Source organism: Bacillus sp. SORGH_AS_0510 (genome assembly GCF_030818775.1).
GTDB lineage: Bacteria > Bacillota > Bacilli > Bacillales > Cytobacillaceae > Neobacillus.
Window position 1 is genome coordinate 2,096,550 of record NZ_JAUTAU010000001.1, and the last position, 23,893, is coordinate 2,120,442.

The 23,893-nt window shown below is 36.3% G+C and carries 26 protein-coding genes; 23 read left to right on the top strand and 3 right to left on the bottom strand.

Features of this window, described 5'->3' with window-relative positions; all coding sequences use genetic code 11:
* Nucleotides 1-19: 19 nt before the first annotated feature.
* Together ypjB and QE429_RS10725 are read left to right on the top strand one after the other, a co-directional pair.
* Entirely contained in the window at nt 20-808 is a 789-nt protein-coding gene (gene ypjB / locus QE429_RS10720; protein ID WP_307290766.1) for a sporulation protein YpjB, read from the top strand.
* Between the two features lie 58 nt (nt 809-866).
* Complete coding sequence (locus QE429_RS10725; RefSeq protein ID WP_307286993.1) at nt 867-1,547, top strand: zinc metallopeptidase; 681 nt, start codon at nt 867-869, stop codon at nt 1,545-1,547.
* 36 nt (nt 1,548-1,583) lie between these two features.
* Here the strand turns inward: QE429_RS10725 and QE429_RS10730 are convergent, their stop codons facing one another.
* Nucleotides 1,584-2,456, bottom strand: a complete 873-nt coding sequence (locus QE429_RS10730; RefSeq protein WP_307286994.1) for a YitT family protein — start codon at nt 2,454-2,456, stop codon at nt 1,584-1,586.
* A 202-nt stretch (nt 2,457-2,658) separates the two neighbouring features.
* On the opposite strand from QE429_RS10730, the gene QE429_RS10735 reads away from it, so the two are divergent.
* The 18 genes from QE429_RS10735 to QE429_RS10820 all read left to right on the top strand — a co-directional run bounded on the left by QE429_RS10735 (nt 2,659) and on the right by QE429_RS10820 (nt 18,372).
* A complete protein-coding gene (locus tag QE429_RS10735) occupies nt 2,659-3,000 on the top strand; it encodes a nucleotide pyrophosphohydrolase (protein ID WP_307286995.1) in 342 nt (113 codons plus the stop codon).
* A 5-nt stretch (nt 3,001-3,005) separates the two neighbouring features.
* A complete protein-coding gene (gene dapB, locus QE429_RS10740) occupies nt 3,006-3,809 on the top strand; it encodes a 4-hydroxy-tetrahydrodipicolinate reductase (RefSeq protein ID WP_307286996.1) in 804 nt (267 codons plus the stop codon).
* Nucleotides 3,810-3,818: 9 nt separating this feature from the next.
* Entirely contained in the window at nt 3,819-4,238 is a 420-nt protein-coding gene (gene mgsA, locus QE429_RS10745) for a methylglyoxal synthase (RefSeq protein WP_307286997.1), read from the top strand.
* On the top strand, nt 4,228-4,944 hold the full coding sequence (gene bshB1, locus QE429_RS10750; protein ID WP_307286998.1) for a bacillithiol biosynthesis deacetylase BshB1: 717 nt from the start codon (nt 4,228-4,230) through the stop codon (nt 4,942-4,944). Before mgsA ends, bshB1 begins: the two co-directional genes overlap by 11 nt.
* Nucleotides 4,944-6,068, top strand: a complete 1,125-nt coding sequence (gene bshA / locus QE429_RS10755; protein ID WP_307286999.1) for an N-acetyl-alpha-D-glucosaminyl L-malate synthase BshA — start codon at nt 4,944-4,946, stop codon at nt 6,066-6,068. Before bshB1 ends, bshA begins: the two co-directional genes overlap by 1 nt.
* Nucleotides 6,069-6,078: 10 nt before the next feature.
* Nucleotides 6,079-7,278, top strand: a complete 1,200-nt coding sequence (locus QE429_RS10760) for a CCA tRNA nucleotidyltransferase (protein ID WP_307287000.1) — start codon at nt 6,079-6,081, stop codon at nt 7,276-7,278.
* Nucleotides 7,263-8,240: a biotin--[acetyl-CoA-carboxylase] ligase gene (locus QE429_RS10765; protein ID WP_307290767.1), complete on the top strand. Its 978-nt coding sequence runs from the start codon at nt 7,263-7,265 to the stop codon at nt 8,238-8,240. The genes QE429_RS10760 and QE429_RS10765 overlap by 16 nt, the downstream gene beginning before the upstream one ends.
* Before the next feature lie 257 nt (nt 8,241-8,497).
* Nucleotides 8,498-9,334 (top strand): 3-methyl-2-oxobutanoate hydroxymethyltransferase, encoded by an 837-nt coding sequence (gene panB, locus QE429_RS10770; protein ID WP_307287001.1) that lies wholly within the window; start codon nt 8,498-8,500, stop codon nt 9,332-9,334.
* On the top strand, nt 9,331-10,182 hold the full coding sequence (gene panC, locus QE429_RS10775) for a pantoate--beta-alanine ligase (RefSeq protein ID WP_307287002.1): 852 nt from the start codon (nt 9,331-9,333) through the stop codon (nt 10,180-10,182). Before panB ends, panC begins: the two co-directional genes overlap by 4 nt.
* A gap of 31 nt (nt 10,183-10,213) precedes the next feature.
* Nucleotides 10,214-10,597 carry an aspartate 1-decarboxylase gene (gene panD / locus QE429_RS10780; protein WP_307287003.1) on the top strand — a complete coding sequence of 128 codons (384 nt, stop codon included), beginning with the start codon at nt 10,214-10,216 and terminating at the stop codon, nt 10,595-10,597.
* 140 nt (nt 10,598-10,737) lie between these two features.
* Nucleotides 10,738-13,539, top strand: coding sequence for an ATP-dependent DNA helicase DinG (gene dinG / locus QE429_RS10785; protein WP_307287004.1), 2,802 nt, complete (start codon nt 10,738-10,740; stop codon nt 13,537-13,539).
* Nucleotides 13,540-13,616: 77 nt separating this feature from the next.
* A complete protein-coding gene (locus tag QE429_RS10790; RefSeq protein WP_307287005.1) occupies nt 13,617-14,459 on the top strand; it encodes a ComEC/Rec2 family competence protein in 843 nt (280 codons plus the stop codon).
* A 124-nt stretch (nt 14,460-14,583) separates the two neighbouring features.
* Nucleotides 14,584-14,754, top strand: a complete 171-nt coding sequence (locus QE429_RS10795; RefSeq protein ID WP_307287006.1) for a YpmA family protein — start codon at nt 14,584-14,586, stop codon at nt 14,752-14,754.
* Nucleotides 14,755-14,768: 14 nt separating this feature from the next.
* The gene (locus tag QE429_RS10800) at nt 14,769-15,242 is read left to right on the top strand and encodes a cell wall elongation regulator TseB-like domain-containing protein (RefSeq protein WP_307287007.1); all 474 of its coding nucleotides are present in this window, start codon (nt 14,769-14,771) and stop codon (nt 15,240-15,242) included.
* A 30-nt stretch (nt 15,243-15,272) separates the two neighbouring features.
* Complete coding sequence (locus tag QE429_RS10805; protein ID WP_307287008.1) at nt 15,273-16,463, top strand: pyridoxal phosphate-dependent aminotransferase; 1,191 nt, start codon at nt 15,273-15,275, stop codon at nt 16,461-16,463.
* 134 nt (nt 16,464-16,597) lie between these two features.
* Nucleotides 16,598-17,296, top strand: coding sequence for a DnaD domain-containing protein (locus tag QE429_RS10810; RefSeq protein ID WP_307287009.1), 699 nt, complete (start codon nt 16,598-16,600; stop codon nt 17,294-17,296).
* A 67-nt stretch (nt 17,297-17,363) separates the two neighbouring features.
* Nucleotides 17,364-18,026 carry an endonuclease III gene (gene nth / locus QE429_RS10815; protein ID WP_307287010.1) on the top strand — a complete coding sequence of 221 codons (663 nt, stop codon included), beginning with the start codon at nt 17,364-17,366 and terminating at the stop codon, nt 18,024-18,026.
* Nucleotides 18,019-18,372 carry a YpoC family protein gene (locus QE429_RS10820; protein WP_307287011.1) on the top strand — a complete coding sequence of 118 codons (354 nt, stop codon included), beginning with the start codon at nt 18,019-18,021 and terminating at the stop codon, nt 18,370-18,372. Before nth ends, QE429_RS10820 begins: the two co-directional genes overlap by 8 nt.
* A gap of 25 nt (nt 18,373-18,397) precedes the next feature.
* Here QE429_RS10820 and QE429_RS10825 read toward each other — a convergent pair whose 3' ends face one another.
* Entirely contained in the window at nt 18,398-20,983 is a 2,586-nt protein-coding gene (locus QE429_RS10825; protein ID WP_307287012.1) for a PBP1A family penicillin-binding protein, read from the bottom strand.
* 47 nt (nt 20,984-21,030) lie between these two features.
* On the bottom strand, nt 21,031-21,633 hold the full coding sequence (gene recU / locus QE429_RS10830; RefSeq protein WP_307287013.1) for a Holliday junction resolvase RecU: 603 nt from the start codon (nt 21,631-21,633) through the stop codon (nt 21,031-21,033).
* A gap of 191 nt (nt 21,634-21,824) precedes the next feature.
* On the opposite strand from recU, the gene QE429_RS10835 reads away from it, so the two are divergent.
* The 3 genes from QE429_RS10835 (at nt 21,825) to QE429_RS10845 (ending at nt 23,878) form a co-directional block, all read left to right on the top strand.
* Nucleotides 21,825-22,808, top strand: coding sequence for a DUF2515 family protein (locus QE429_RS10835; RefSeq protein ID WP_373463187.1), 984 nt, complete (start codon nt 21,825-21,827; stop codon nt 22,806-22,808).
* 338 nt (nt 22,809-23,146) lie between these two features.
* Complete coding sequence (locus QE429_RS10840) at nt 23,147-23,425, top strand: hypothetical protein (protein WP_307287014.1); 279 nt, start codon at nt 23,147-23,149, stop codon at nt 23,423-23,425.
* An 81-nt stretch (nt 23,426-23,506) separates the two neighbouring features.
* Nucleotides 23,507-23,878, top strand: a complete 372-nt coding sequence (locus QE429_RS10845) for a DUF1798 family protein (RefSeq protein WP_307287015.1) — start codon at nt 23,507-23,509, stop codon at nt 23,876-23,878.
* The last annotated feature ends 15 nt before the right edge of the window (nt 23,879-23,893 follow it).

Consider the following 23,893-nt stretch of genomic DNA (forward strand, 5'->3'; position numbering starts at 1 on the left):
GGGGGGACAAGGTTTGAAAATGAAATGGTTACTTATAGTTGCAATTGTCATAATGCTCACTCCCATAACTGTAAATGCTAAACAGCAATCGCCCATGGAGAAGCTGGATGATATATCTGATGAAGCTCTCCAAATGGTGAAGTTTCATAGATATGAAGATGCAAAAAAATTGCTCGATTACTTTTCTGATCAGTTTATTAGCATTACTGGAAATGAAAAGCCCTTAACGATGGATGAGGTTAGAATTGTTAACACCTCCCATGATGAAGCGATGGAAGCTGCTGTTAGTCCAAATATGAAATATGAGGAAAGACTAAATAAACTAACAAAGTTCCGTCTGGTGATAGATGCGATAGCTACTCGTCACCAACCCTTGTGGACAGAAATGGAAGACCAAATTATGACGGCTTTTCATCAAGCAAAGGATGCAGCCTTAAATGGTGATACTGCAAAATTTCATTCGAATTTTAATACCTTTTTGTCATTATATAATGTCATCTATCCAAGTATGAAAATTGATGTACCAGTAGAAAATATACAGAGATTAGATGCACGAATTAATTTTATTAATGAATATCGTTCCCAGGTTCTAACTAATTCAGATAGTCAGCAAGAACTAAGTTCCCTTGATACAGATTTGAAAAATCTTTTTACTAACATGGAAGAAGATGAAGCGGATCCTTCACTATGGTGGGTTATCATTTCTACTGGCAGCATCATAATCATGACATTATCATATGTTGGCTGGCGCAAATATCAAGGTGATAAAGGTTTGAAGAAAAATCGTTCAAGAGATCAAAAAGATTGACGTGTCTAATCGGCTTTACTAAAATGAAAAGCATCAAGAGCTGATTGGGAGGATCTATATGTTTTACCTAGTTTACTTTGCTTTTATTATACTCATTCCACTTTGGGCACAAATGAAAGTGAAAAATACATTCTCAAAGTATTCTCGGGTACCCTCATCCACCTATGTTAGGGGAGCGGAGGTAGCCAGACAAATTTTAAACGCCAACGGCCTCTTCAATGTAGCTGTCGAAGAAGGAAGAGGTTTTTTAAGTGACCACTATGATCCCAGAACAAAGACAGTCCGTTTGTCACCTGAAAATTATCATGGACATTCGATAGCGGCAGCTGCTGTTGCTGCACACGAATGTGGACATGCGATCCAAGACTCAGAAGGCTATGCTTTCTTACGGTTCAGACATGCATTAGTACCAGTTGCCAATTTAGGTTCAAATGTCTCTTGGGTTTTAATTATGATTGGGGTTTTTGCCCACTTGAGTGGAATGTTACTACTTGGAATAATTTTTATGGCAGCAGCTGTTCTCTTCCAAATCATTACTTTGCCAGTTGAGTTCAATGCTTCAAGCAGAGCAATGAATCAAGTTGTTTCTCTTGGTTTAGTAGGGAATAGAGAAGAACGAGAGGCAAGAAAAGTTTTAAATGCAGCTGCTTTAACTTATGTAGCTGCAGCAGCTGTGGCTGTCCTTGAACTTTTAAGGTTGGTACTTATCTTTACAGGAATGAATAGAAGTGAGGACTAATCCAATAAAAAAAGGCTGACTCGTGTCAGCCTTTTTTTAATCTCCTATAGGCATTTTATTCTCATCTAACGTAAATCCTTCTCCATGTACATCATGTACAACAGAAATAGAAATAAATGCGTGTGGGTCAACCGAAGTAATTATATTTTTTAAACGAATTAGTTCATTTTTTGCCACAACACAATATAAAACATCACGTTCATTTTTTGTGTAGGAACCGTACCCTTTTAGAGCGGTAACTCCGCGGTCCATTCCTTCCAAAATTTTATTCGCGATTTCATCATTTTTTTCAGAAATAATCATTGCACCCCGTGCGGAATACGCACCTTCCTGCATAAAGTCAATCACTCGTGCTCCGACAAAAACAGCCACTAAGGTATACATCGCTTCTTTATAATTTAAATAGGTTATTAATGAAAGAGTAATGACACAAGCATCAAATAGAAACATCGTTTTGCCCATTCCCCATCCAAAAAACTTTTGGGCAAGTCGAGCAATAATATCAACTCCTCCAGTTGTACCACCAAAGCGAAAAATAATCCCCAAACCAATCCCGGCAAAGACACCAGCAAATAATGCAGCAAGTGTTAGATCACTTTGAAGAGGCATATTTACTGGATGTCGCTGAAGCACCCAAAGAAAAATGGATACGCCAACTGTTCCGATGATTGTATATATGAATGAATTACGGCCAAGTAATTTCCATCCTACAAAAAATAATGGGATATTAAGTATTAGGTTCGTATAGGATGGATTCCATTTAAACAAGAAGTAAAGCAACAAAGTGATTCCAGTAAAGCCACCTTCTGCGAGTTTATTCTGCATATTAAAATTAACTAATCCGAATGAAAAAATGGCCGTTCCTAATAGTATAAACAAAATATTTTTTATTTTAAGACCAAAAATCATTAACATTCCCCCTCTTCCATATATTTCTCTCATATGGCGGTTCTTATTATAGCGAATTAATAATGTAAGAGCAATGCGAAGGCGAAAAGTCACCGTTTGAAACGAAAATATTTGTAAAACGGCTTCAATTTAGCTAACATAAAAAAAGATATATATAGTAATAAAGTAAGGTTTGTTGGATTTTGAAAAGAGGTGAAAGTAAATGGTTGCAAAAACCATGAAGGAACTTCAGCAAGAAGTTGATACATATATTGGGCAATTTAAGGAAGGTTATTTTAGTCCCTTAGCAATGCTTGCTAGATTGACTGAAGAACTTGGGGAATTAGCAAGAGAAATTAATCATTATTATGGTGAGAAACCCAAGAAATCTAGTGAAACGGAAAAGGCGATTGAGGAAGAATTGGGAGATCTTCTATTTGTGATTATTTGTTTAGCTAATTCCTTAAATATTAACTTGGAAGAGGCTCATGATATGGTCATGAACAAATTTAACACAAGGGATAAGGATCGATGGACAAGGATTAATCAAGATAATATGGAGTGAAAATAATGACTATGATTAAAATTATCATTGCTGGTCCGCGTGGACGTATGGGTAGAGAGGCAGTAAAATTAGTAACAAATACAAATCAATTTGAATTAGTAGCAGTCTTAGATCATAAATTTGATGGCATGATGCTTAGTGATATTGAGGGGTTTCAATGGACCTCTAATGTGCCCGTTTATACTGATATTGTTAAATGTCTAGAAAGTGTAGAAGCAGATGTATTAATTGATTTAACTACACCAGAGGTTGGTATGTATCATGCCAAGACAGCATTGGAATTTAAAGTTCGTCCTGTCGTTGGAACAACAGGTTTTACAAAGGAAAACTTAGCAGAGTTACAACGAATTTGTGAAGAAAAAAATTTAGGGTGTATTATTGCACCAAATTTTGCGATCGGAGCCGTTTTAATGATGAAGTTTTCACAAATGGCTGCCAAATACTTTAGTGATGTAGAGATTATTGAAATGCATCATGATCAAAAACTAGATGCACCTTCTGGTACAGCTGTAAAGACTGCTGAAATGATCTCTGTTGTTAGAGAAGCGAAGCGGCAGGGCCACCCAAATGAAAAAGAAACATTAGCTGGTGCCCGTGGTGCTGAGTATGATGGCATGCATATCCATTCGGTCCGTTTACCCGGATTGATTGCGCATCAACAGGTTTTATTTGGTTCCGATGGACAGACATTAACCATTCGTCATGATTCTTATAATCGCAGCTCGTTTATGTCTGGTGTAAAAGTAGCAGTAGAAACTGTAATGAATCATCCAAAATTTGTATACGGCCTTGAAAATATCTTGGACTAGAGGTGACCTATGAACATTGCATTAATTGCACATGATAATAAAAAGAATGATTTAGTACAATTTGTCACAGCATACCAAGTGATTTTTGAGAAGCATTCATTATTTGCTACAGGAACCACAGGATCAAGGATCAGTGAGGCAACAGGCTTAACCGTGACACGCTTTCAATCTGGACCTCTAGGTGGGGATCAACAAATAGGAGCAATGATTGCAAAAAATAAAATGGATGCAATTTTCTTTTTCCGTGATCCACTAACTGCACAGCCGCATGAACCAGATGTAACTGCTCTCGTTAGGTTATGTGATGTCTATTCTATCCCTCTTGCTACGAATATGGGTACGGCTGAATTGCTGATAAGAGGTTTAGAGGAAGGGTTAATGGATTGGAGAAATATAGTACAAAAGAATGGTGACAAAAATGAACGGTAATAATTTACATATCCTTGCTTTTGGAGCCCATGCCGATGATGTTGAAATAGGCATGGGTGGTACAATTGCAAAACTTTCCTCTGAAGGATGTCGGATTGGTATTTGCGATTTAACAGATGCTGACCTTTCTTCAAATGGAAATGTTGTATTAAGAAAAGAAGAAGCTTCACATGCGGCTGACATTCTAGGAGTTTCGTACAGGACAACACTTGCTATACCTGATAGAGGTTTATATTTAAAAGAGGAGTACATAAAAAAGATTGTAAATGTTATTAGAACACATAGACCCAAGATCGTGTTTGCTCCCTATTTCGAAGATCGCCATCCTGATCATGGTAATTGTGCCCGTCTAGTTGAAGAGGCGGTTTTTTCTGCAGGAATTAAAAAATATCAAACAGGTGAAGAAATCGAACCACATAGAGTAGAGAAAGTATATTTTTATATGATTAATGGGTTCCATAAACCGGATTTTACTATTGATATCTCACTTTATATTAATAAAAAACTCTCTGCCTTACGTGCCTATCGAAGTCAGTTTGAACAAACGGAAGCAAGCATTGATACACCACTTGTCAATGGATATATTGAAACAGTTGAAGCCAGGGAAAGAATGTTTGGGAAAATGGTGGGAGTAAGCTTTGCGGAAGGATTTAAAACAAAAGTTCCAGTACTATTGGATCGTGATTTGATAGGAGACTCACAATAATGAAACTTAAGATAGGAATTACATGCTACCCAACTGTTGGGGGTTCAGGAGTTGTTGCAACAGAGTTGGGGAAGATGTTAGCTGAAAAGGGACATGAAATTCATTTCATTTCTTCCAGTATGCCATTCAGGCTAAACAAAATGTATCACAATATTTATTATCATCAGGTGGAAGTTAATCAATACTCAGTTTTTCAGTACCCTCCTTATGATATTGCTTTAGCTAGTAAAATGGCGGAGGTTGCTAATCGGGAGAAACTGGATATTCTTCATGTTCATTATGCAATTCCACATGCTGTTTGTGCTATTCTTGCAAAACAAATGTGTAATAGAGATATAAAAATTGTCACAACCTTACACGGTACAGATATTACGGTGTTAGGATATGACCCATCTTTAACGGATGCGATAAAATTTGGAATAGAGAAATCTGATATTGTCACCGCTGTTTCTAACGCGTTAGTCAAACAAACATATGAACTTATACATCCAGATAAACAAATAGAAACAGTCTATAACTGTGTAGATGAGCGAGTTTACAAAAAAACAGACTCTTCCTCGCTAAAAACTGAATTTGAAATTAACGAGGATGAAAAGGTGGTCATCCATGTTTCAAATTTTCGTTCTGTAAAGCGAGTGCAGGATGTGGTTAAAACTTTTGCAAAAATATCTTCAGTTATGCCTGCTAAACTTTTATTAGTAGGTGATGGGCCTGAAATATCCATCGTCTGTAAGCTTGTAAAACAGTTAGCGCTTGAAGATCAAGTTATTCTTCTTGGAAAACAGGAAAATCTTGAAGAATTATATTCAATTAGTGACTTGAAATTATTATTGTCTGAAAAGGAAAGCTTCGGTCTCGTGGCTTTAGAGGCAATGGCTTGCGGGGTTCCGTGTATTGGGACGAATGTTGGTGGTATTCCTGAGGTCATTCAACATGGGCAGAATGGTTATATTTGTGAAGTAGGAGATATTGAGGATATTTCTTCTAAAGCGATTGAATTATTAAGTGACCGCAAGTTGCATCATGAATTTTCTAGTAACGCTATGGAAACGGTGAAAACAAAATTTAGGGCAGATACAATCGTTAAACAATACGAACAAATATATTTTAAATTAATGAATTAAGGTGAAGTTTATGATAGAGCCTTTTTTATCTGCTATTCCTATATTAAATAAGCTGGAGATTGCGGGATTTGAAGCTTATTTTGTTGGCGGTTCGGTAAGGGATTACCTTTTAAATAAAGAAATCAGTGATGTGGATATTGCTACTTCTGCAACACCCGAAGAAGTAAAAAAAATCTTCACAAAAACTGTTGATGTAGGAATTGAACATGGAACTGTTCTTGTCCTATTTAATGGTGGGGCATATGAGATTACCACATTTCGTTCGGAAGCAGAGTATCAGGATTTTCGAAGACCTTCCGAGGTTTCTTTTATCCGCAATTTAAAAGAAGATCTTCAGCGAAGAGATTTCACAATGAATGCGATTGCGATGGATAGAGATGGAATTTTAATTGACCCCTTTGGAGGACAATCTGACATACAGCAAAAAGTAATACAGACAGTGGGAAAAGCAGAGGAGCGGTTCCGTGAGGACGCATTAAGGATGATGAGAGCAGTTCGCTTTGTTAGCCAGCTTTCATTTACTATTGAAAAAACAACATTGAACGCACTAAAAAAACATAATCATTTGCTAGCACACATCGCTGTGGAACGAAAAAGAGTAGAGTTCGAAAAATTATTAAAGGGAAATGATAGAAAATTCGCGCTTCGTCTCATGCTTGATACCGCTTTGTACAAATACTTACCAGAAATGAGTAAACATCAAAAGAATCTTGAAGACTTACTGAAATATCCAATGGAACATTTGGATAATAAAGAGATGTGGGTACTATTAATTTATTGTTTGAAACTTGAGGGGAAAGGAGTCGAGTCTTTTTTAAGAAATTGGAGACTTCCCCTAAAAGAAATTAAGGAAATACAACTCATCTTACAATTTACCAGATTAAGATTGGTACAGGAATGGACCCTACCTCATTTATTTACAGCAGGAAGAAACATTATTATTTCTGTTGAAAAACTATACCAAACAATATCTAACATTAAGAGAGATGAGGCAATAAATTACTGGGTAGACAGGTATGAAAAACTTCCCATTAAAGAAAAATCAGAAGTTGACGTTACGGGAAGTGACATTATGGACTGGTTTAATAAGAGTGGTGGACCTTGGTTAAAAGAAACATTAACCAAGATTGAAAATGCCATTTTAGAAGAAATTGTGCCCAATGATAAACAGGAGATTAAGGAGTGGCTAATGAAGTGCAGTCAGAAATAAGAAAAGAATTACTAGATGCCTTTACGAATGCAGGGGAAGATTTTTTGTCTGGTCAACAGTTAGCTGAATTAATTGGCTGCTCTAGAACTGCTGTATGGAAACATATTGAGGAGTTAAGAAAAGAAGGATTCGAATTGGAAGCTGTTAGAAAGAAAGGCTATCGAATTATTAAAACACCTGAAAAAATTACAGCTGATGAAATAAGATTGGGTTTAACCACAGAATTCATTGGCCGGAACATCCATTATGAAGAGAGTGTTGAGTCAACTCAAAAGATTGCTCATCGCTTGGCTGCAGATGATTTACCGGAAGGAACAGTAATTATTGCGGAAGAACAAAAAGCGGGGAAAGGGCGAATGAATAGAAAATGGCATTCCCCTAAATATACTGGTGTGTGGATGAGTCTCATTCTTCGACCTAATATTCCACTGACAAAAGCTCCACAATTAACGCTCTTAACGGCAGTTGCCGTAGTTCAGGCTATTGAAGAAATGACGGGACTTAATCCGGAAATTAAATGGCCAAATGATATCCTTCTAAATGGAAAAAAAATTACGGGAATATTAACTGAATTGCAGGCTGAAGCAGACAGAATTCATTCCATCATTATTGGTATTGGCATAAATGTGAATCAAAAGATGGAAGACTTTCCAGAAGACTTACGAGAAACTGCCAGTTCTCTTTTTATTCAGGAAGGGGAAATCGTTTCTAGAGCAGGCTTGATTAGAAGCTTCTTTAAACACTTCGAAAAACTTTACCTTCTCTACTTAGATCAGGGATTTTTTCCTATTAAGGTACTATGGGAGAGTTATGCCGTTAGTATTGGAAGGATCCTTAGGGCACGAACGTTAACCACAACTATTGAGGGAAGAGCTCTTGGGATAACAGATGAAGGGGTATTAAAATTGGAGGACGAGACAGGTATCGTCCACCACATTTATTCTGCAGATATTGAACTATAATGGCTGCAAGATAATACTTGCGCTAATTTTAGTCTTTTTGTATGATAAATTTATTGGGCAGTATCCATGTGAACTGCACCGAGAATGTCTTTTGACTAACAATTAAAAAGGTTTCTGCCTAGATCCGTGTAACGGACCGGGACAGAGGGATGGAACATTAAAAGAGTAACGGGATCCTCTGCCTTCAGAAGGGTCTTTTTATTTGCTCTTCAAACTCGTTTTATCGCCTCTCCCATACTTAAAAGGAGGGAATTAGGATGAAGCAAACAACAGATTTCTTAAAAATGAAGGAAAACCATGAGAAGATTGTCATGCTTACCGCTTATGATTATCCATCTGCTAAACAAGCGGAACAAGGGGGAGTAGATGTTATTTTAGTCGGCGATTCTCTAGGAATGGTTGTACTAGGTTATGATTCTACGATTCCGGTGACGATTGAAGACATGATCCATCATACGAAAGCTGTGAAAAGAGGAGCTAAAGACACATTTATCGTGACAGATATGCCGTTTTTAACCTATCATTTATCTGTAAAAGATACTTTGCTGAATGCTGGAAGACTTATGCAAGAAGCAGGTGCACATGCCGTTAAGCTTGAAGGGGCAGATGAGGTGATAGAAAAAATTTCTGTACTAACACGAGCAGGTATACCGGTTTGTGGACATTTAGGCCTTACACCGCAATCGGTTGGTGTGTTAGGCGGGTATAAAGTTCAAGGAAAAGATGCACAAGCTGCAAGAAAGTTAATCGAAGATGCAAAAAAAGTAGAAGAGGCAGGTGCCTTTGCTCTTGTACTTGAATGTGTACCTAAACAAATTGCCGAAGAAGTCTCAAAATCAATTACGATTCCGGTTATTGGGATAGGAGCAGGAATGAATGTCGATGGTCAAGTACTTGTTTACCATGATATTTTAGGATATGGTGTAGACCGTGTACCTAAATTTGTGAAACAATACCATTCCGTCAATCCATTTATCATTGAATCGATTCAAGCGTATGTGTCAGATGTGAAGAATATACAGTTTCCTGAAGATAAACACTCATTTACTATGAAAGAACATGAACTTAAGGTTCTCTATGGAGGTAAGGAATGAAGGTCATTACAACCATTAAGGACATGCAGGCAGAAATATTGAATCAGAAAAGTCTAGGGAAATCAGTAGGCTTTGTTCCGACCATGGGGTTCCTGCATGAAGGGCATTTAACACTAATCAAGCAAGCGAGAGAAGAAAATGAGGTTGTCGTCGTAAGTATTTTTGTCAACCCATTACAGTTCGGTCCTAAAGAGGATTTTTCAACCTATCCAAGAGATTTTGAGCGTGACCGTGCTTTAGCAGAAGGAGAACTAGTTGATTATATTTTTTACCCATCTGTAGAGGAAATGTACCCTCATTCCCTTTCTGTAAGAGTAGTTGTACAAGAACGGACGGATATGTTATGTGGAAAAACCCGTCCAGGTCATTTTGATGGGGTAGCAACAGTGCTAACAAAACTGTTTAATACTGTGATGCCAACAAGGGCCTATTTTGGTATTAAGGATGCTCAGCAAGTAGCAGTCGTTGAGGGGTTAATTGCTGATTTTAATTTTCCAATTGAATTAATTCCTGTGGACATTGTCCGCGAGGAGGACGGGCTTGCAAAAAGTTCTCGAAATGTAAACCTATTACCAGATGAAAGAAAACAAGCAACCGTCCTAAATAAAAGTCTTTTGGCTGCGAAAAAAGCGATATCAGAAGGCGAACGTAATCCAGTTAAATTAATTAATGAAATCTCAGAAATGATTACCAGTGAGTCTAAAGGACAGATTGATTATGTTGAGATTTATTCTTATCCACAATTAAAGCCTTTGGAAAAATTAGAGGGTACCATAATTATTGCACTTGCAGTAAAATTCTCTAAGGTTCGCTTAATAGATAATTCCATCATTCACTTATTAGATTAGACCTTATAAACGAATCCATAGGAGGAATAACATGTTTCGTACCATGATGAGTGGCAAAATCCATCGAGCAACAGTAACGGAAGCAAATTTGAATTATGTAGGAAGTATAACTATAGATGAAGATATTCTAGATGCTGCAGGAATGACAGCAAATGAAAAGGTACAAATTGTTAATAATAATAATGGTGCGCGACTTGAAACGTATATCATTCCTGGAGAAAGAGGAAGTGGCGTTATTTGTTTAAATGGCGCTGCCGCGCGACTTGTCCAGGTGGGTGATATTGTTATTATTATATCATATGCTATTGTCCCGGAAGAAAAGGTTAAGACTCATACACCAAGAGTTGTAATTATGGATGAAAACAATCACATTAAAGAACTAATTCATGCAGAACCTGCTCTAACAGTCATGTAAATCCCCGTTTTGGGGATTTTTCTATTTAAAAAAAGAATAATAAAATTAAGAGTATAGATGTGTTGTATCATGTAGAATTGTTTATTTTTTAGTATTTTTGTGATACCGTTTAATGAACGAAGGTTTGGGGTGTTTAGTACATGTTAAATAAATTCGTCGTAATTGATTTGGAGACTACAGGAAATCTTCCAAAAAAAGGCGATAAAATTATACAATTTGCTGCAGTAGTCATTGAGGACGGAACTATCACTGAGCAATTCTCATCACTTGTTAATCCAGAAAGATCCATACCTGCTTTTATAGAAGAATTAACGGGGATCAATGATGCCATGGTCAAGGATGCTCCCTTATTTAATGAAATAACGGAAAATGTTCTGCGACTATTAGATGGTGCGTATTTTGTAGCTCATAATGTTTTATTTGATTTATCATTCCTACAAGAAGAACTCATTCAAGCTGGCCATGAGGGTTTTTATGGGCCGGTTCTTGACACTGTTGAAATGGCAAGATTCCTCTATCCTACGGCTGATGGGTACAAGCTGTCTGATTTAGCCGAAAAAGAGAACTTAAGTCATGACCGCCCACATCAAGCAGACAGTGATGCTCAGGTAACCGCAGAGTTATTTCTTATTCTATTGAATCGTTTGGTATCTCTGCCATTGCTTACACTAAGACAGATTACTCATCTCTCAGGTGGGTTAAAGAGTGATCTACAACAACTTTTGGATGACCTTTTAATACAAAAAGATAAGAGTGAAGAACAACTTCCAGAAACGGTAGAAATTTTTCATGATCTTGCGTTGAGGAAAATTCATCTAGAAGAACAAAAGGAAACAGATATTAAGGAGAACTCCTTTCCTTTTAGTGAAGAGGAAAAAATTAAAATAGTGAAACAGGGTTTTGAAAACTTTGAAAAAAGATCTGGCCAGTTTCAAATGATGGATACTGTGTACCAAGCCTTTCAAACACAAAGTCATGCCTTGATTGAAGCGGGAACGGGTGTTGGAAAGTCTCTTGGTTACCTTTTACCGATGGCCTATTTTTCAAAATTAAATAAGCTTCCTATTGTTGTTAGTACTCATACGGTTCAACTTCAAGAACAATTACTTAAAAAGGAAATTCCACTTTTGTCTTCCATTCTTCCATTTAAGTTTCGTTCTGTGCTTTTAAAAGGTAGGAATCATTATCTAAGTTTGGAAAAGTTTTATCTAACCTTAATGGATGAAAACGATAATTATGATACGACCTTAACTAAGATGCAAATTCTTGTATGGCTGACTGAAACAGAAACTGGTGACAAAGATGAATTAAATCTTTCTAGTGGTGGTCTTATATATTGGAATAAGGTAAAGAATGAAGCAACGGCTTATACTCGTAATGATAAATGGAAAGAAAAGGATTTTTACTTAAAAGCAAAAAATACAGCACATGAAGCTGATCTTATTATTACCAATCATTCTTTATTATTGAGTGATATTAAAGGGAATGGTTCAATATTACCTAAGTTTGAGTATGCTGTAATTGATGAAGGGCATCACCTTGAAAAGGTCGCTGGTCAATTTTTAGGGCATTCGTTGGATTATTTATCTACAAGGCTGCTTTTGGGGCAATTTGGAGTTTATGAACAAAAACAGCTGTTCTATGAGATGGAGAAATTACTTCCTGAATTGGATGGTAAGAAATTAAATTGCCAAACATCTGATTTGAATCAACTCGTTATTGATACTACCTATGAAATGGATGAGTTTTTCAAGATGATTGCTTTGTTTGCAAAAACTAAGCTTTCTAACAAAAAAGGGTTCAATAGGGTAAAGGTTCGATTTGCTAATTCAGAGGTCGGAAAAGAAAGCAAGGCGTTGCTACATAGTGCGGAAAGAGTTTCTTTCTTACTGAAAGATTTACAAAATAGAATTAGCGATCGTCTTGACGTAATTCAAAATGTTAATACACCTATGACAACAAAACAAGAAAATAAATTAGAAGAAATATATGTTTTCCTTACAGAATTAATTGAACTTAGAGATACTATTATGAACTGTTTTATAAAAGATTCAAAGGATGTAAAGTGGATCGAAATTGATACACGTTCTCCGCAAAACGTTACAACTTTTATTGCACAACCTGCCACAGTAGCTTCATCGCTTAATAAGTATCTTTTTCAAGAGAAAAAGTCAGTGGTCATTACATCTGCGACCTTAACTGTTAACGATTCTTTTAATTATATAATGAAGGAAATTGGCTTGGATAGCTCTTCACCTATTCAAGTAACCATTCCATCGCCGTTTGAATATAAAAAACAGGTTCAGCTATTTATTCCAGAAGACTTGCCTGAAGTTAATACCGTACCATTAGAAGATTATGTGATAGCAATAACCGAGCACATTATTACTATTGCAGAGGCAACAAAAGGGAGAATGCTCATCCTTTTCACAGCCTATGATATGCTTAAGAAAACTTATGAATTAATTAAGGAAAGTGGCTTTTTAGACGAATTTGTTATAATTGCACAAGGAATTACGAGCGGCAGTCGAACCCGATTAACCAGGAACTTTCAACGATATGATAAGGCGATTTTGTTAGGGACGAGTAGTTTTTGGGAAGGAGTAGATATTCCTGGTGAGGATTTATCTTGCCTTGTCATTGTAAGACTACCGTTTAGCCCACCTGACGATCCGCTAACAGAAGCGAAATGTCAGTTAATTAAACAAGAGGGGGGCAACCCATTTTCTGAGTATTCTCTTCCTGAAGCCATATTAAGGTTTAAACAGGGATTTGGCCGCTTGATTCGAACCGAGAATGACCGTGGTATTATATTTGTTTTTGACAAAAGAATTACCACGACAATATATGGGAAATCGTTTTTGCAATCTATACCTTCGGTTCCTATAAGGAAAGGGTCCATAGATGAGTTAATTCAAAAAATACAACCGTGGATACATTGAAATATACGCCCATTCCACGATTATACAGCATAAATATTGGAAATATACACATCCTATCCATAATGGGAGGAATGTGTATGAGAACACTACTCATTTTAGTAATCCTTTTTATTCCATTTTCTTCAATCTCAAAGGCCGAAAATCCGATTGACAGTCAAGTGGAAAATATCGATTTACATTTGAAAGAACATGAAGCAGCTCTCACTTTTTTTGACATTTCTGAAGGTGAAGCGATTCTGCTTCAAGCAGCAAATGGGAAAAATATATTGTTTAATATGGGTGGTAAGGGAACAAGGGAAGAATTAGAAAAATGGCTTAAACTTTACGATGTAAAAGAAATTTCGACTCTTTTTCTAACAAATTTGGAAGGGACATCTTTAGAAAAGCTCGAAAACTTGGTTACTGCCCATAATATAAAAGAAATCATCACTACTTCTGACATATCAACACAAATAATCAATGTGGAAACATTGAATCATATAAAGGTCATTACGTGGAGTGCAGGAGAAAAGGAGGAAATCCTCCCTGAGTTAACAGCAGAAGTAGAATTTGTAGGTAATGAATTAAATGAAAGTATGGACTTGAAATTACAATTTTTTAACCATACTATTTTCTTGATGAACTCCAAAAGTTCCCGTGCAGAACAAATACTTATGCGGAAGAATCTAAAAAATATTAACGTCTTTAAAATACCAAATACCAATACGGACGATTCCTTATCAGAGCAACTAATACAATACCTAAATCCTGAAATATCCATTTTATTAGAAGGTGAGGATTCGCCTGATTCAAAAATCCTTCGTGATTTAAACGAGACTTGGTCAGAAGTTTATTTCACAAAAAAACACGGAACAGTTACAGTTAAACTTACAGAAAAAAATTATGAAGTTATTACAATTCCAATAATGAAAGATGAATAACCGGTTTAATGAAAAAATTCAATGATTTTAATTACTAATCATAACACGGGTTCAGTTTATCCTGTTATAATAGTTAGAAAGATTCTTCACAAACATAGCTTTAATGGATAAAGGAGAAATATGGATGGAAAGCAAAATAGAAGTATTATCAACAGTAAAGGTGCAGTACAGCTCTGATTTATACAAAATAGTTGATGCCTTAAACCGAACCTTAAAACAAAAAGATCTTATGTTTGGACTGGCACTTGATCAAGAGGATCAAAATAAAGCGATTTTTACAATATACCGTACATAAAGAAGTGATATAAAATGAAAAAATGGATTCTTTCACTAGTAATATTTTTTGTAGTTCTAATTGGAATTTCGATAAAGCTGTATTTGACTTCTGTTAACCCAGTGAACGCTGCTGAAAAAAAAGCACTGTCACTTGCAAGTAAAAAGGTACAATTGAGTGAAGTAAATGATTTTCATCTATACAATGGCTTAGAAACCATCAATATCATTGAGGGGAAAAATAAAAAAGGTGAAAAAATTATTGTTTGGATTCCTGAAAAAAGTAAAAAGGTTTTTGTGAAAAAAGCTAAAAATGGATTATCAAAGGAAGAAGCTGTTCAAAAACTGTTACAGGAAAAGGATCCGAAGAAAATTATTTCCGTTCGTTTAGGAATGGAAAAAAATATTCCTTTATGGGAAATTTATTATCGTTCTGAAAATAATTTAATAAATTATTATTATGTTCACTTTGAAACTGGTGAGTGGTTAAAGAAAATTGAAAACCTATAAAAAGGGATGGGATTGGAGGAAGTATTGATAATGGAATTAGCACAGCGGGTTTTAGCTCTTACTCCTTCTACAACATTAGCGATTACAGCTAAGGCTAAGGAGTTAAAGGAAAAAGGGGAAGATGTCATCGGATTAGGAGCGGGGGAGCCTGATTTTAATACTCCACAGCATATTTTAGATGCAGCACTATCTTCAATGAATGAAGGGTTTACGAAATACACACCTTCAGCAGGTTTGCCTGCTTTAAAACAAGCAATCATTAAAAAGTTTGAAATAGACCAAGGTTTAACTTATAAACCGAATGAAATTATTGTAGGGAATGGAGCCAAACATGCCCTATATACGTTATTTCAAGTTCTATTAAATGATGGGGATGAGGTTATTATCCCAACACCATATTGGGTAAGCTACCCTGAACAGGTAAAGTTGGCAGGTGGGGTACCTGTTTATATTGATGGTTTAGAACAAAATCAATTTAAAATTACGCCAGAGCAATTGAAAAACAGTATTACGAGCAGAACAAAAGCTGTAATTATCAATTCCCCAAGCAATCCTACAGGTATGTTATATACGGCTGAGGAACTCCTAGAATTGGGTAAGGTCTGCATTGAAAAAGACATTCTAATTGTCTCTGATGAAATTTATGAGAAGCTTGTTTACGGAAATCATAAGCATGTTTCTATTGCAGAACTTTCTCCAGAACTTAAAGAGCAAACAATTATTATTAATGGTGTGTCTAAATCGCACTCAATGACAGGGTGGAGAATTGGCTATGCGGCGGGGAATAAGGAGATCATTGAAGCTATGACTAATCTAGCTAGTCACAGTACTTCTAATCCCACTACAACAGCCCAATATGCAGCCATTGCAGCGTATAATGGACCACAAGAACCAGTTGAAGAAATGCGTAAAGCCTTTGAAGAGAGATTGGAAATTATTTTTAATAAGCTAACTGCAATACCTGGTTTCACATGTGTAAAACCACAAGGTGCCTTTTACCTATATCCAAATGTCAGAAAGGCCGCTGAAATGACTGGATTTAGTCATGTGGATGATTTTGTAGAAGCATTACTAGTAGATGCAAAAGTTGCCGTGATCCCAGGGTCAGGTTTTGGAACGCCTGATAATATTCGATTATCTTATGCCACTTCACTAGAGCAATTAGAAAAAGCAGTTAATAGAATGAAGCAGTTTGTTGAAGCAAATATTCAAGTGAAATAACCAATTACTATTAAAATATTTTATATAAAAGTCTGCAATTTGCAGGCTTTTTGCTTGTCCTTTCCAAAGCTGGATACCTAATACTCTTACTAGGAAAGAACGTTCGTGGTATACTATTCAGGAGGTGTCCAAAGATGAAAACAAATATTTTAGCATGGCTTCAAGAAGGAACATTAACAGTTCCGCAATTATTATTTTCAGAATATCGAAATCTTAATCTTAGTGAAACAGAACTCGTTCTTTTATTAAATATACTTACCTTTTTAGAAAAAGGAAATGAATTTCCTACTCCAGAAGAACTTTCCTCTCGTATGACTATCACCATTGCTGAATGTAATGAAATGCTTAGGCGATTGATTCAACGTGGGTTTATTGAAATTATTGATTCCATTTCAACTGATGGCATTCGGTTTGAAAAATACTCTGTGAACCCATTGTGGGAAAAGCTAGTTGACCAGTTTTTATTGAATAAAACAATGGTCAACAAAGTGGAGAAAAAAGCGGAGGAAACCGATTTATATACCTGCTTTGAGAAGGAATTTGGACGTCCGTTATCACCGTTCGAATGTGAGTCTCTTGGAATGTGGATGGATGACGATCACCATGATCCTGTCATAATTAAAGCAGCACTTAGGGAAGCAGTAATGTCTGGGAAATTAAACTTTCGCTATATAGATAGAATTCTATTTGAGTGGAAGAAAAACGGAATTAGAACTATTGACCAAGCGAAAAACCACGGACAAAAATTTAGACAAAAGCAAGCACAAAAAAGTAACCTAAAGGAAGAACCACATCAGCCGTCCGTACCATTTTATAACTGGTTAGAACAATAATCACAAACGAGGGAACCTTCTCTCGTTTTTATTTCATTATTTTAAAATTACAAGTTAGGTGATTTCTTTGCTAAATAATACACAGATTCGTTTTTGTTTAGACCAAATGGGAGCAATGTTTCCCGATGCACATTGTGAATTAAACCACTCCAATCCCTTTGAATTGGTTATTGCAGTTGCACTTTCCGCACAATGTACAGATGCCCTTGTAAACAAAGTGACAAGAGAATTGTTTAAGAAATACAAAACACCAGAAGATTATTTAAGTGTTCCACTTGAAGAATTGCAGAATGACATCCGTTCAATTGGCCTATACAGAAATAAGGCGAAAAATATTCAAAATCTTTGCCGGATGGTTTTAAACGAATACGGTGGACAAATACCTATGGATAGAGATGAGTTAACCAACCTTCCAGGGGTAGGAAGAAAAACGGCAAATGTAGTTGTCTCAGTCGCTTTTAACATTCCTGCGATTGCAGTTGATACTCATGTAGAAAGAGTAAGTAAACGTTTAGGAATCTGTCGTTGGAAAGATTCTGTTTTGGAAGTGGAAAAAACGCTGATGAAAAAAGTTCCAAAAGAGGAATGGGGAGTTACACATCATCGTTTAATCTTTTTTGGCCGCTATCATTGCAAAGCCCAAAATCCACAATGTCCTAGCTGCCCGTTGTTAGAGCTGTGCAGAGAAGGAAGGAAGAGGATGAAGGGGAAGGTCGAAAATCATGGATAGCCAAAGCGATGTAGTCACTACCATTCGGAATGATTGGGAGCAAATAGAAAGACAGCTTGAAAAACTATTTTCTGAACGTGACCCCAAAAGCACTAAAGAATGGATGGAAAAAGGGATTATCTTATTTCTTCAATTCTTAATGGTCTCAAATGATTCTGTCTATATTAACCAAGGGTCAATACCCTACCAACAATTACAGTATAAGCCGGTAAATGCTGTAGAAAGGTTGGAGTTTATCCAATCAAGGCCAACGTTATTTCATTCGTATCGTCAGTTGTCTGAACTAATGGTAGAACAACAAAAGATTTATGCCAAGAAACTAATAAAAAAACGTCTAGGCCATTAGCCTAGACGTTTTTTTAGATTCATATTTATGGTTGACGGGATCCGGAACCTTGGCCACTTGAAGGGGTACCAGGGAGTGTAGCTGGAGGAGTGGTTCCTCCTTGGCCTCCACCATCTCCACCTTCATTTCCGTTGTTTCCTCCATTATTGTTACCATTCCCGTTACCATTCCCATTCCCGTTTCCATCGTTTCCATTGCCATTTCCTTCACCATTATTTCCATTGCCATTTCCTTGGTCAATTTCAGGATTAGGAACTTCAATCGTAGTAGATGCAGGATCACTCTTTTTATCTTCTACAATTGCGATAATTGAGAAGGTATATTTAGCACCTGGGGTTGCTGGTATCATTACTGATGTTTCTGTTTGAGTGTATTTCTTTTGAGCAGAACCATCATTGACAGTAATTTCGAATGTTACTGGCAAGTTTTTAGGATTGCTGTAATTCCAGGATAATGTAATATTTTTTGTCGTATCATCATATTTTGCAGATGCGTTTGTTGGCGCCTCAAGTTTAGTGTATTTTTGTGAAACCTTTTTTGGTGCATGCCCTTTTACCGCATATTCTGTAGTAATTTCACTATCTGGTGTAAATTCACTAGCAAGTACTGGCGGCATAGATCCTTTTTCAATTCTAACCTTTTGAACGCTACTTGGCATACTAAAATCAGGTGTTTCAATATCTTTTGAAACGTAAGCCATTAGATTTTTAAAGATGAGCTGTGCAATCCTTTGATTGTCTCCCACGGCTTTAATTGGTGTTGAGCGATCCTTGTATCCTGTCCAGATTGATGCGGTGTAATTAGTCGTATATCCAGTAAACCAGGCATCTGGTACGGAGCTACTACTTTTAATATTCCAACGTTGCATCTCTTCATCTGTATAATTTGTTGTTCCCGTTTTGCCGGCGATTGGGAGTCCTGGTACTTTCGCTCTAGTTCCTGTTCCAGGTGAAACGAGAACACTTTTTAACATGTCTGTAATCATAAAAGCGGTTGAATCCTTCATGACTAGCTTTGGTTTAGGTTCTGAGCTAATCATTGTACCATCACGCAATTTTATCTTCTTAATAGCATGTGGTTTAGTGTACATCCCATTATTTCCGAATGCACTATAGGCACCAGCCATTTCAAGAGGGGAGACACCTACAGTCTTTCCACCAAATCCTCCAATGGCATAGGATTCATAAATTTCTTTTAAAGGTATTCCAAGACCTAATGCAAAGTCCATTGCTTTATCTAATCCCACTTGTTGTAGTGCCTGGACGGCTGGGGTATTTCTTGATAATTGCAGGGCAGTTCTGATTGTCATTGGGCCTTTATACTTTTGGTCCCAGTTTCCAAACTTTTTACCAGTAGAATACGTTATTGGTTTATCCTCAATCATTTCATAGGTTCCCCAATTTAAATATTCAATCGCTGGACCGTAATCAAGGACTGGCTTGATTGTCGAACCTGGCTGACGCTTAGTATCGATCGCGTAGTTAAATCCGCGTTTTACTTGTTGATTCCGTCCGCCTCCAATTGCACGAATTTCTCCTGTTTTTGTATCTAAAAGGGCAATACCAGCTTGGAAATCGTCATCTGGGTAATTAATAATCCCTTCTTTTGAATTGAGTATTTTTTCTACATAATCTTGGGCATTCGTATCTAAAGTTGTATAAATAGTAAGACCATCAGTAAAAATATCAAAATCAGTCGATTCTTTTACTTCGTCAATAACTGCATCGACAAATGAATCATATGGATCTTTATCCACATTACGTTTTTCTGGTGGTAAAACGGTTGATGCAACAGAAACCTTTTTAGCCTCTTCCATTTGCTGCTTAGTAATATATCCATGCTGATGCATCAATGTTAGGACAATGTCCCGTCTCTTCTGTGCTAAGTCAGGATGGTTAAATGGATTATAGTTATTAGGACTTTGTGGCATACCTGCAATTTGTGCAGCTTCAGATAATGTTAAATCTTTTAATTCTTTGCCATAGTAAATTTTTGCAGCGGTAGCAATACCGTGACTGTTTTCAGAAACAAACACCTTATTTACATACATTTCAAAAATCTGGTGTTTTGTGTATTGCTGTTCAAGCTTATAAGATAGCCATGCTTCCTGGACTTTCCTCTTTAAAGTTTTTTCATGTGTTAAAAATGAGTTTTTAACTACCTGTTGGGTAATAGTACTACCACCTTCGGCACCAAACCCGTGTTGTAAGTTTGCTAAAACGGCTCCTCCAAGGCGAATAGGGTCAATACCGTGATGCTTGTAAAAGCGATAATCTTCAGTAGCTAAAATAGCATTTTCAACTTGCTTTGGTATGTCTTTATAGTTAACATACTCTCGTTTTACAGCACCAACTTCAGTAATCTGCTTTCCATCTTTATCTAAAATCTTAGAAGGGATTGGATCTTTTAATAGTTTTGGGTCAAGTTTGGGAGCATCTTTTACCAAATAAGCGAAAGTTCCCACTCCAGCAATAATACCTACGATGCCAAGTACAACAAGACTTAAAAATATTTTTTTGAAAAGTCCGCCAGACTTCTTCTTGGCTTTGGGTTTACCTTTGGATTGGAGTTGCTTTCGGCGCTCCTCTCTTGATTGATATTTTTCAGACATGTTTTGATTCCTTCCTTTCTAACTTGCACTTTTCCACTTGTAGAAAGCTACAGTCTTTCTATTACTTTAATATAGTCAATTCTAGGTTGAAATCCAAGTGGAATGCGATGACCTTTTTCTTCAATTTCTTCTTTCGTAATGGACTTTCTTCCACCGCTCATCATTCGTTCCCAATACATTAACAAATGTTTAGCCTCTAGCAGGTACACTTGTTCAAATTTGGTGAAACGAAGAATTACGAAACATATACCTCCATGTTCAATTACCTCTTCCATGTGCTGTATTTGATGCTGGTGGAAGTTTTTTAGTGGAAATGAGGTAGGGTTTTGAGTTTCCTTTGCTTCAAAATCAATATATTTCCCTTTATATACCCCATTATAGTCGGTTGTTGACGCAATCTTAAAATATGCTTCCTTAATAACAGCAGCACTTCGAGATGGATAATCAACTTGTACGATTTGAACAGGTGTAGGTTTTTTATGAATCACTGCAATTTTTCTAGCACGATAAAATTCATTCGTTTCGTTTAAATCTTCCTCTAGAGTCATTCCTCGATTACTGTAGGAACTATTTTTCATATTCTTAGTTTTTGATTCCGGTGGGTGATCCTTAGGTTTGTACCTTTTTCCATTAGGATAGTTAAAATTCATATATATGCACCTCTCAAGCTATTCCCTATCATACCAAATCTTAGAGTAATTGAGGTGTATAAAATATTCTTGTTAACACACTCTAATAATAATTGTACCGTGAATGTTATACATAATCATGATTCATTTTTCTTAGAAGAAGAAAATCCACAGAACTCTAACTCTATTAAAAATAAAAAGGAAGATGAACAATGAATATGAATCACCTAACGATACAGGAACAATCAATCATTCGTCAAATTCTAACTGAAACAAATAAAAAAAACGTGGATAATATTTCGAGAACAGATGCTTATTTTGCGTATTTTAAAAAAAACCCAGATATTATTTGGTCGTTTCTTGCAAGTATGGTATCAAGAAACGGAGGGTGGAATATGTGTGACCTAGAAGGTACGATATTCCCGCATCTTTTAGCGGATCATGTAAGAAAACAGCTTTTTCTAACATACGAGCGAGCAAATTGGCTTATCTTCCATGATGTTTATCCTCAATTATTGCTCTATCAATATTCGACGAAATTAAATCGACCAATGTTTCATTTACTACCTTATTTTTATGTTTCTTCCTTTATACAAAAAGAGTGGCAAAAATACTGGATAAATAATGATAAGGAAAGGCTCACCAGGGCTTTAATTATTAATGAACAAAATGTGATCCATACCCCAGTTATTGAGCATCCTGTATATAAGAAAAAGGTCTTCCAATCGATGGTTTTTTCCTTTCAAGACTGGCTTCATTTTAGTTGTGTCCTTTTTCCAACCTGCGGTGGAGAGGTCTATGGTGCTAGTGTAAATGGGTTTAAGTCACTTTCCAATCGAATCAATTTAGGCAAGAGATTAGCAAATATTCTTTTTCATCCTAGATTGTTTCCATATTTTTTTGAGTTTGCGGAGAAAACGCCACATACAGGATCAAGATATGACTATGAACAATATTTTAAAAGCAAGGCAGTTAGAAGAACACCCATACTTCGAGCTATTTTTCCGGTTATTGACCATCATCAGCGGACATACTCTGACTGGAGTGTAGAAAGACGGGTTTCACCTGTTTGGTTATACTTTCCTGCCCGACATCGTCATCCTATTCATCTTACGGATTGGTACTTTAAAAAATCTCACCAACTTCAATTAATGCTCTCATTACACCAAGTATTACAATTAAATAAATGGAAGTAGAAAAAGCAAGGGTCCCCTTGCTTTTTTCTTTTACCTATTCTGCTGGTCGATTAGGGCCTTCAAGCTTTTTGTCACCATAGCCTGTTCTTTTTGCTTCTTGAGATTGTGGTTGTTTATTCGTTTGGTTTTTCTTTTTTGCCATTTTAAAAACACCTCCTGTATTAGCTTGTGCGGTTTTTTATTTTTCATTCGAATTTAAAAGTTGTCGAAATGAATAGACTAGAGTGCTGGATTGCCACTTTCTTTGACGAATTGCTTCTAGTTTTGTCATGCGTGAAGGAAGCTTAAAAAAGAAGGAGAATTATACCAAGAAGAATAACGCGAGGAGGAATTTATTTATGAATAAGCCACGGTCCGAAAAGGAAAAATTGCTTACTATGCTGACAGAAATATACGATCAATTAGAAGAATTGGAATCTGTTCTTGAGGCATCATTCTCCGACCTTCGCTCCAATTTAAACCGGCAAGAACAGGAAAAATTAACTAAACCTATGCAAAAACTTACAGTGATAGAAAATAAATTAGAAGACCAAAATGGTTTACAGATGGAGACAGATGTGTACGGGGAAAAGAACAACCCAGTAGCAACACCTTTAAAACTTGAATTAGGGTTCTAAATACAGCTAAAAATGATCATATATGCTAAAGTAGCAATAGGAATCTGCTACTTTTTTATTTTGTTGTAGAAAGGAATAACAATGTTAGAAGAAATTGAACATTTAACAGAACAACTCTTAAGATATAACCAATTATTTATGAAATACTATCAAGAAGGAAGGGAAACAGGAGTTAATTATGATTTTCACGATGTAATTAAACCATTCTCTGACCAAGTAAGATCTATTAATGGTGAATGGAAGAAGGCAATGAAAAACTGGCTGGCCCTTTCTAATCATAAGCATCTCCATTTAAAGCGTATCGATACAACTTCAGAACATATAGAACAATTATCTATTCAAGCCTTTTTTCCTGAAACTAGTAGAACTAGATTTTTAAATGCTCATCGAACGGTAGAATTTTTCTTGCAGGAAGTATTGAAGGAAGTAAATAAAGAGAAAAGAGATGCTTAGGCATCTCTTTGATTG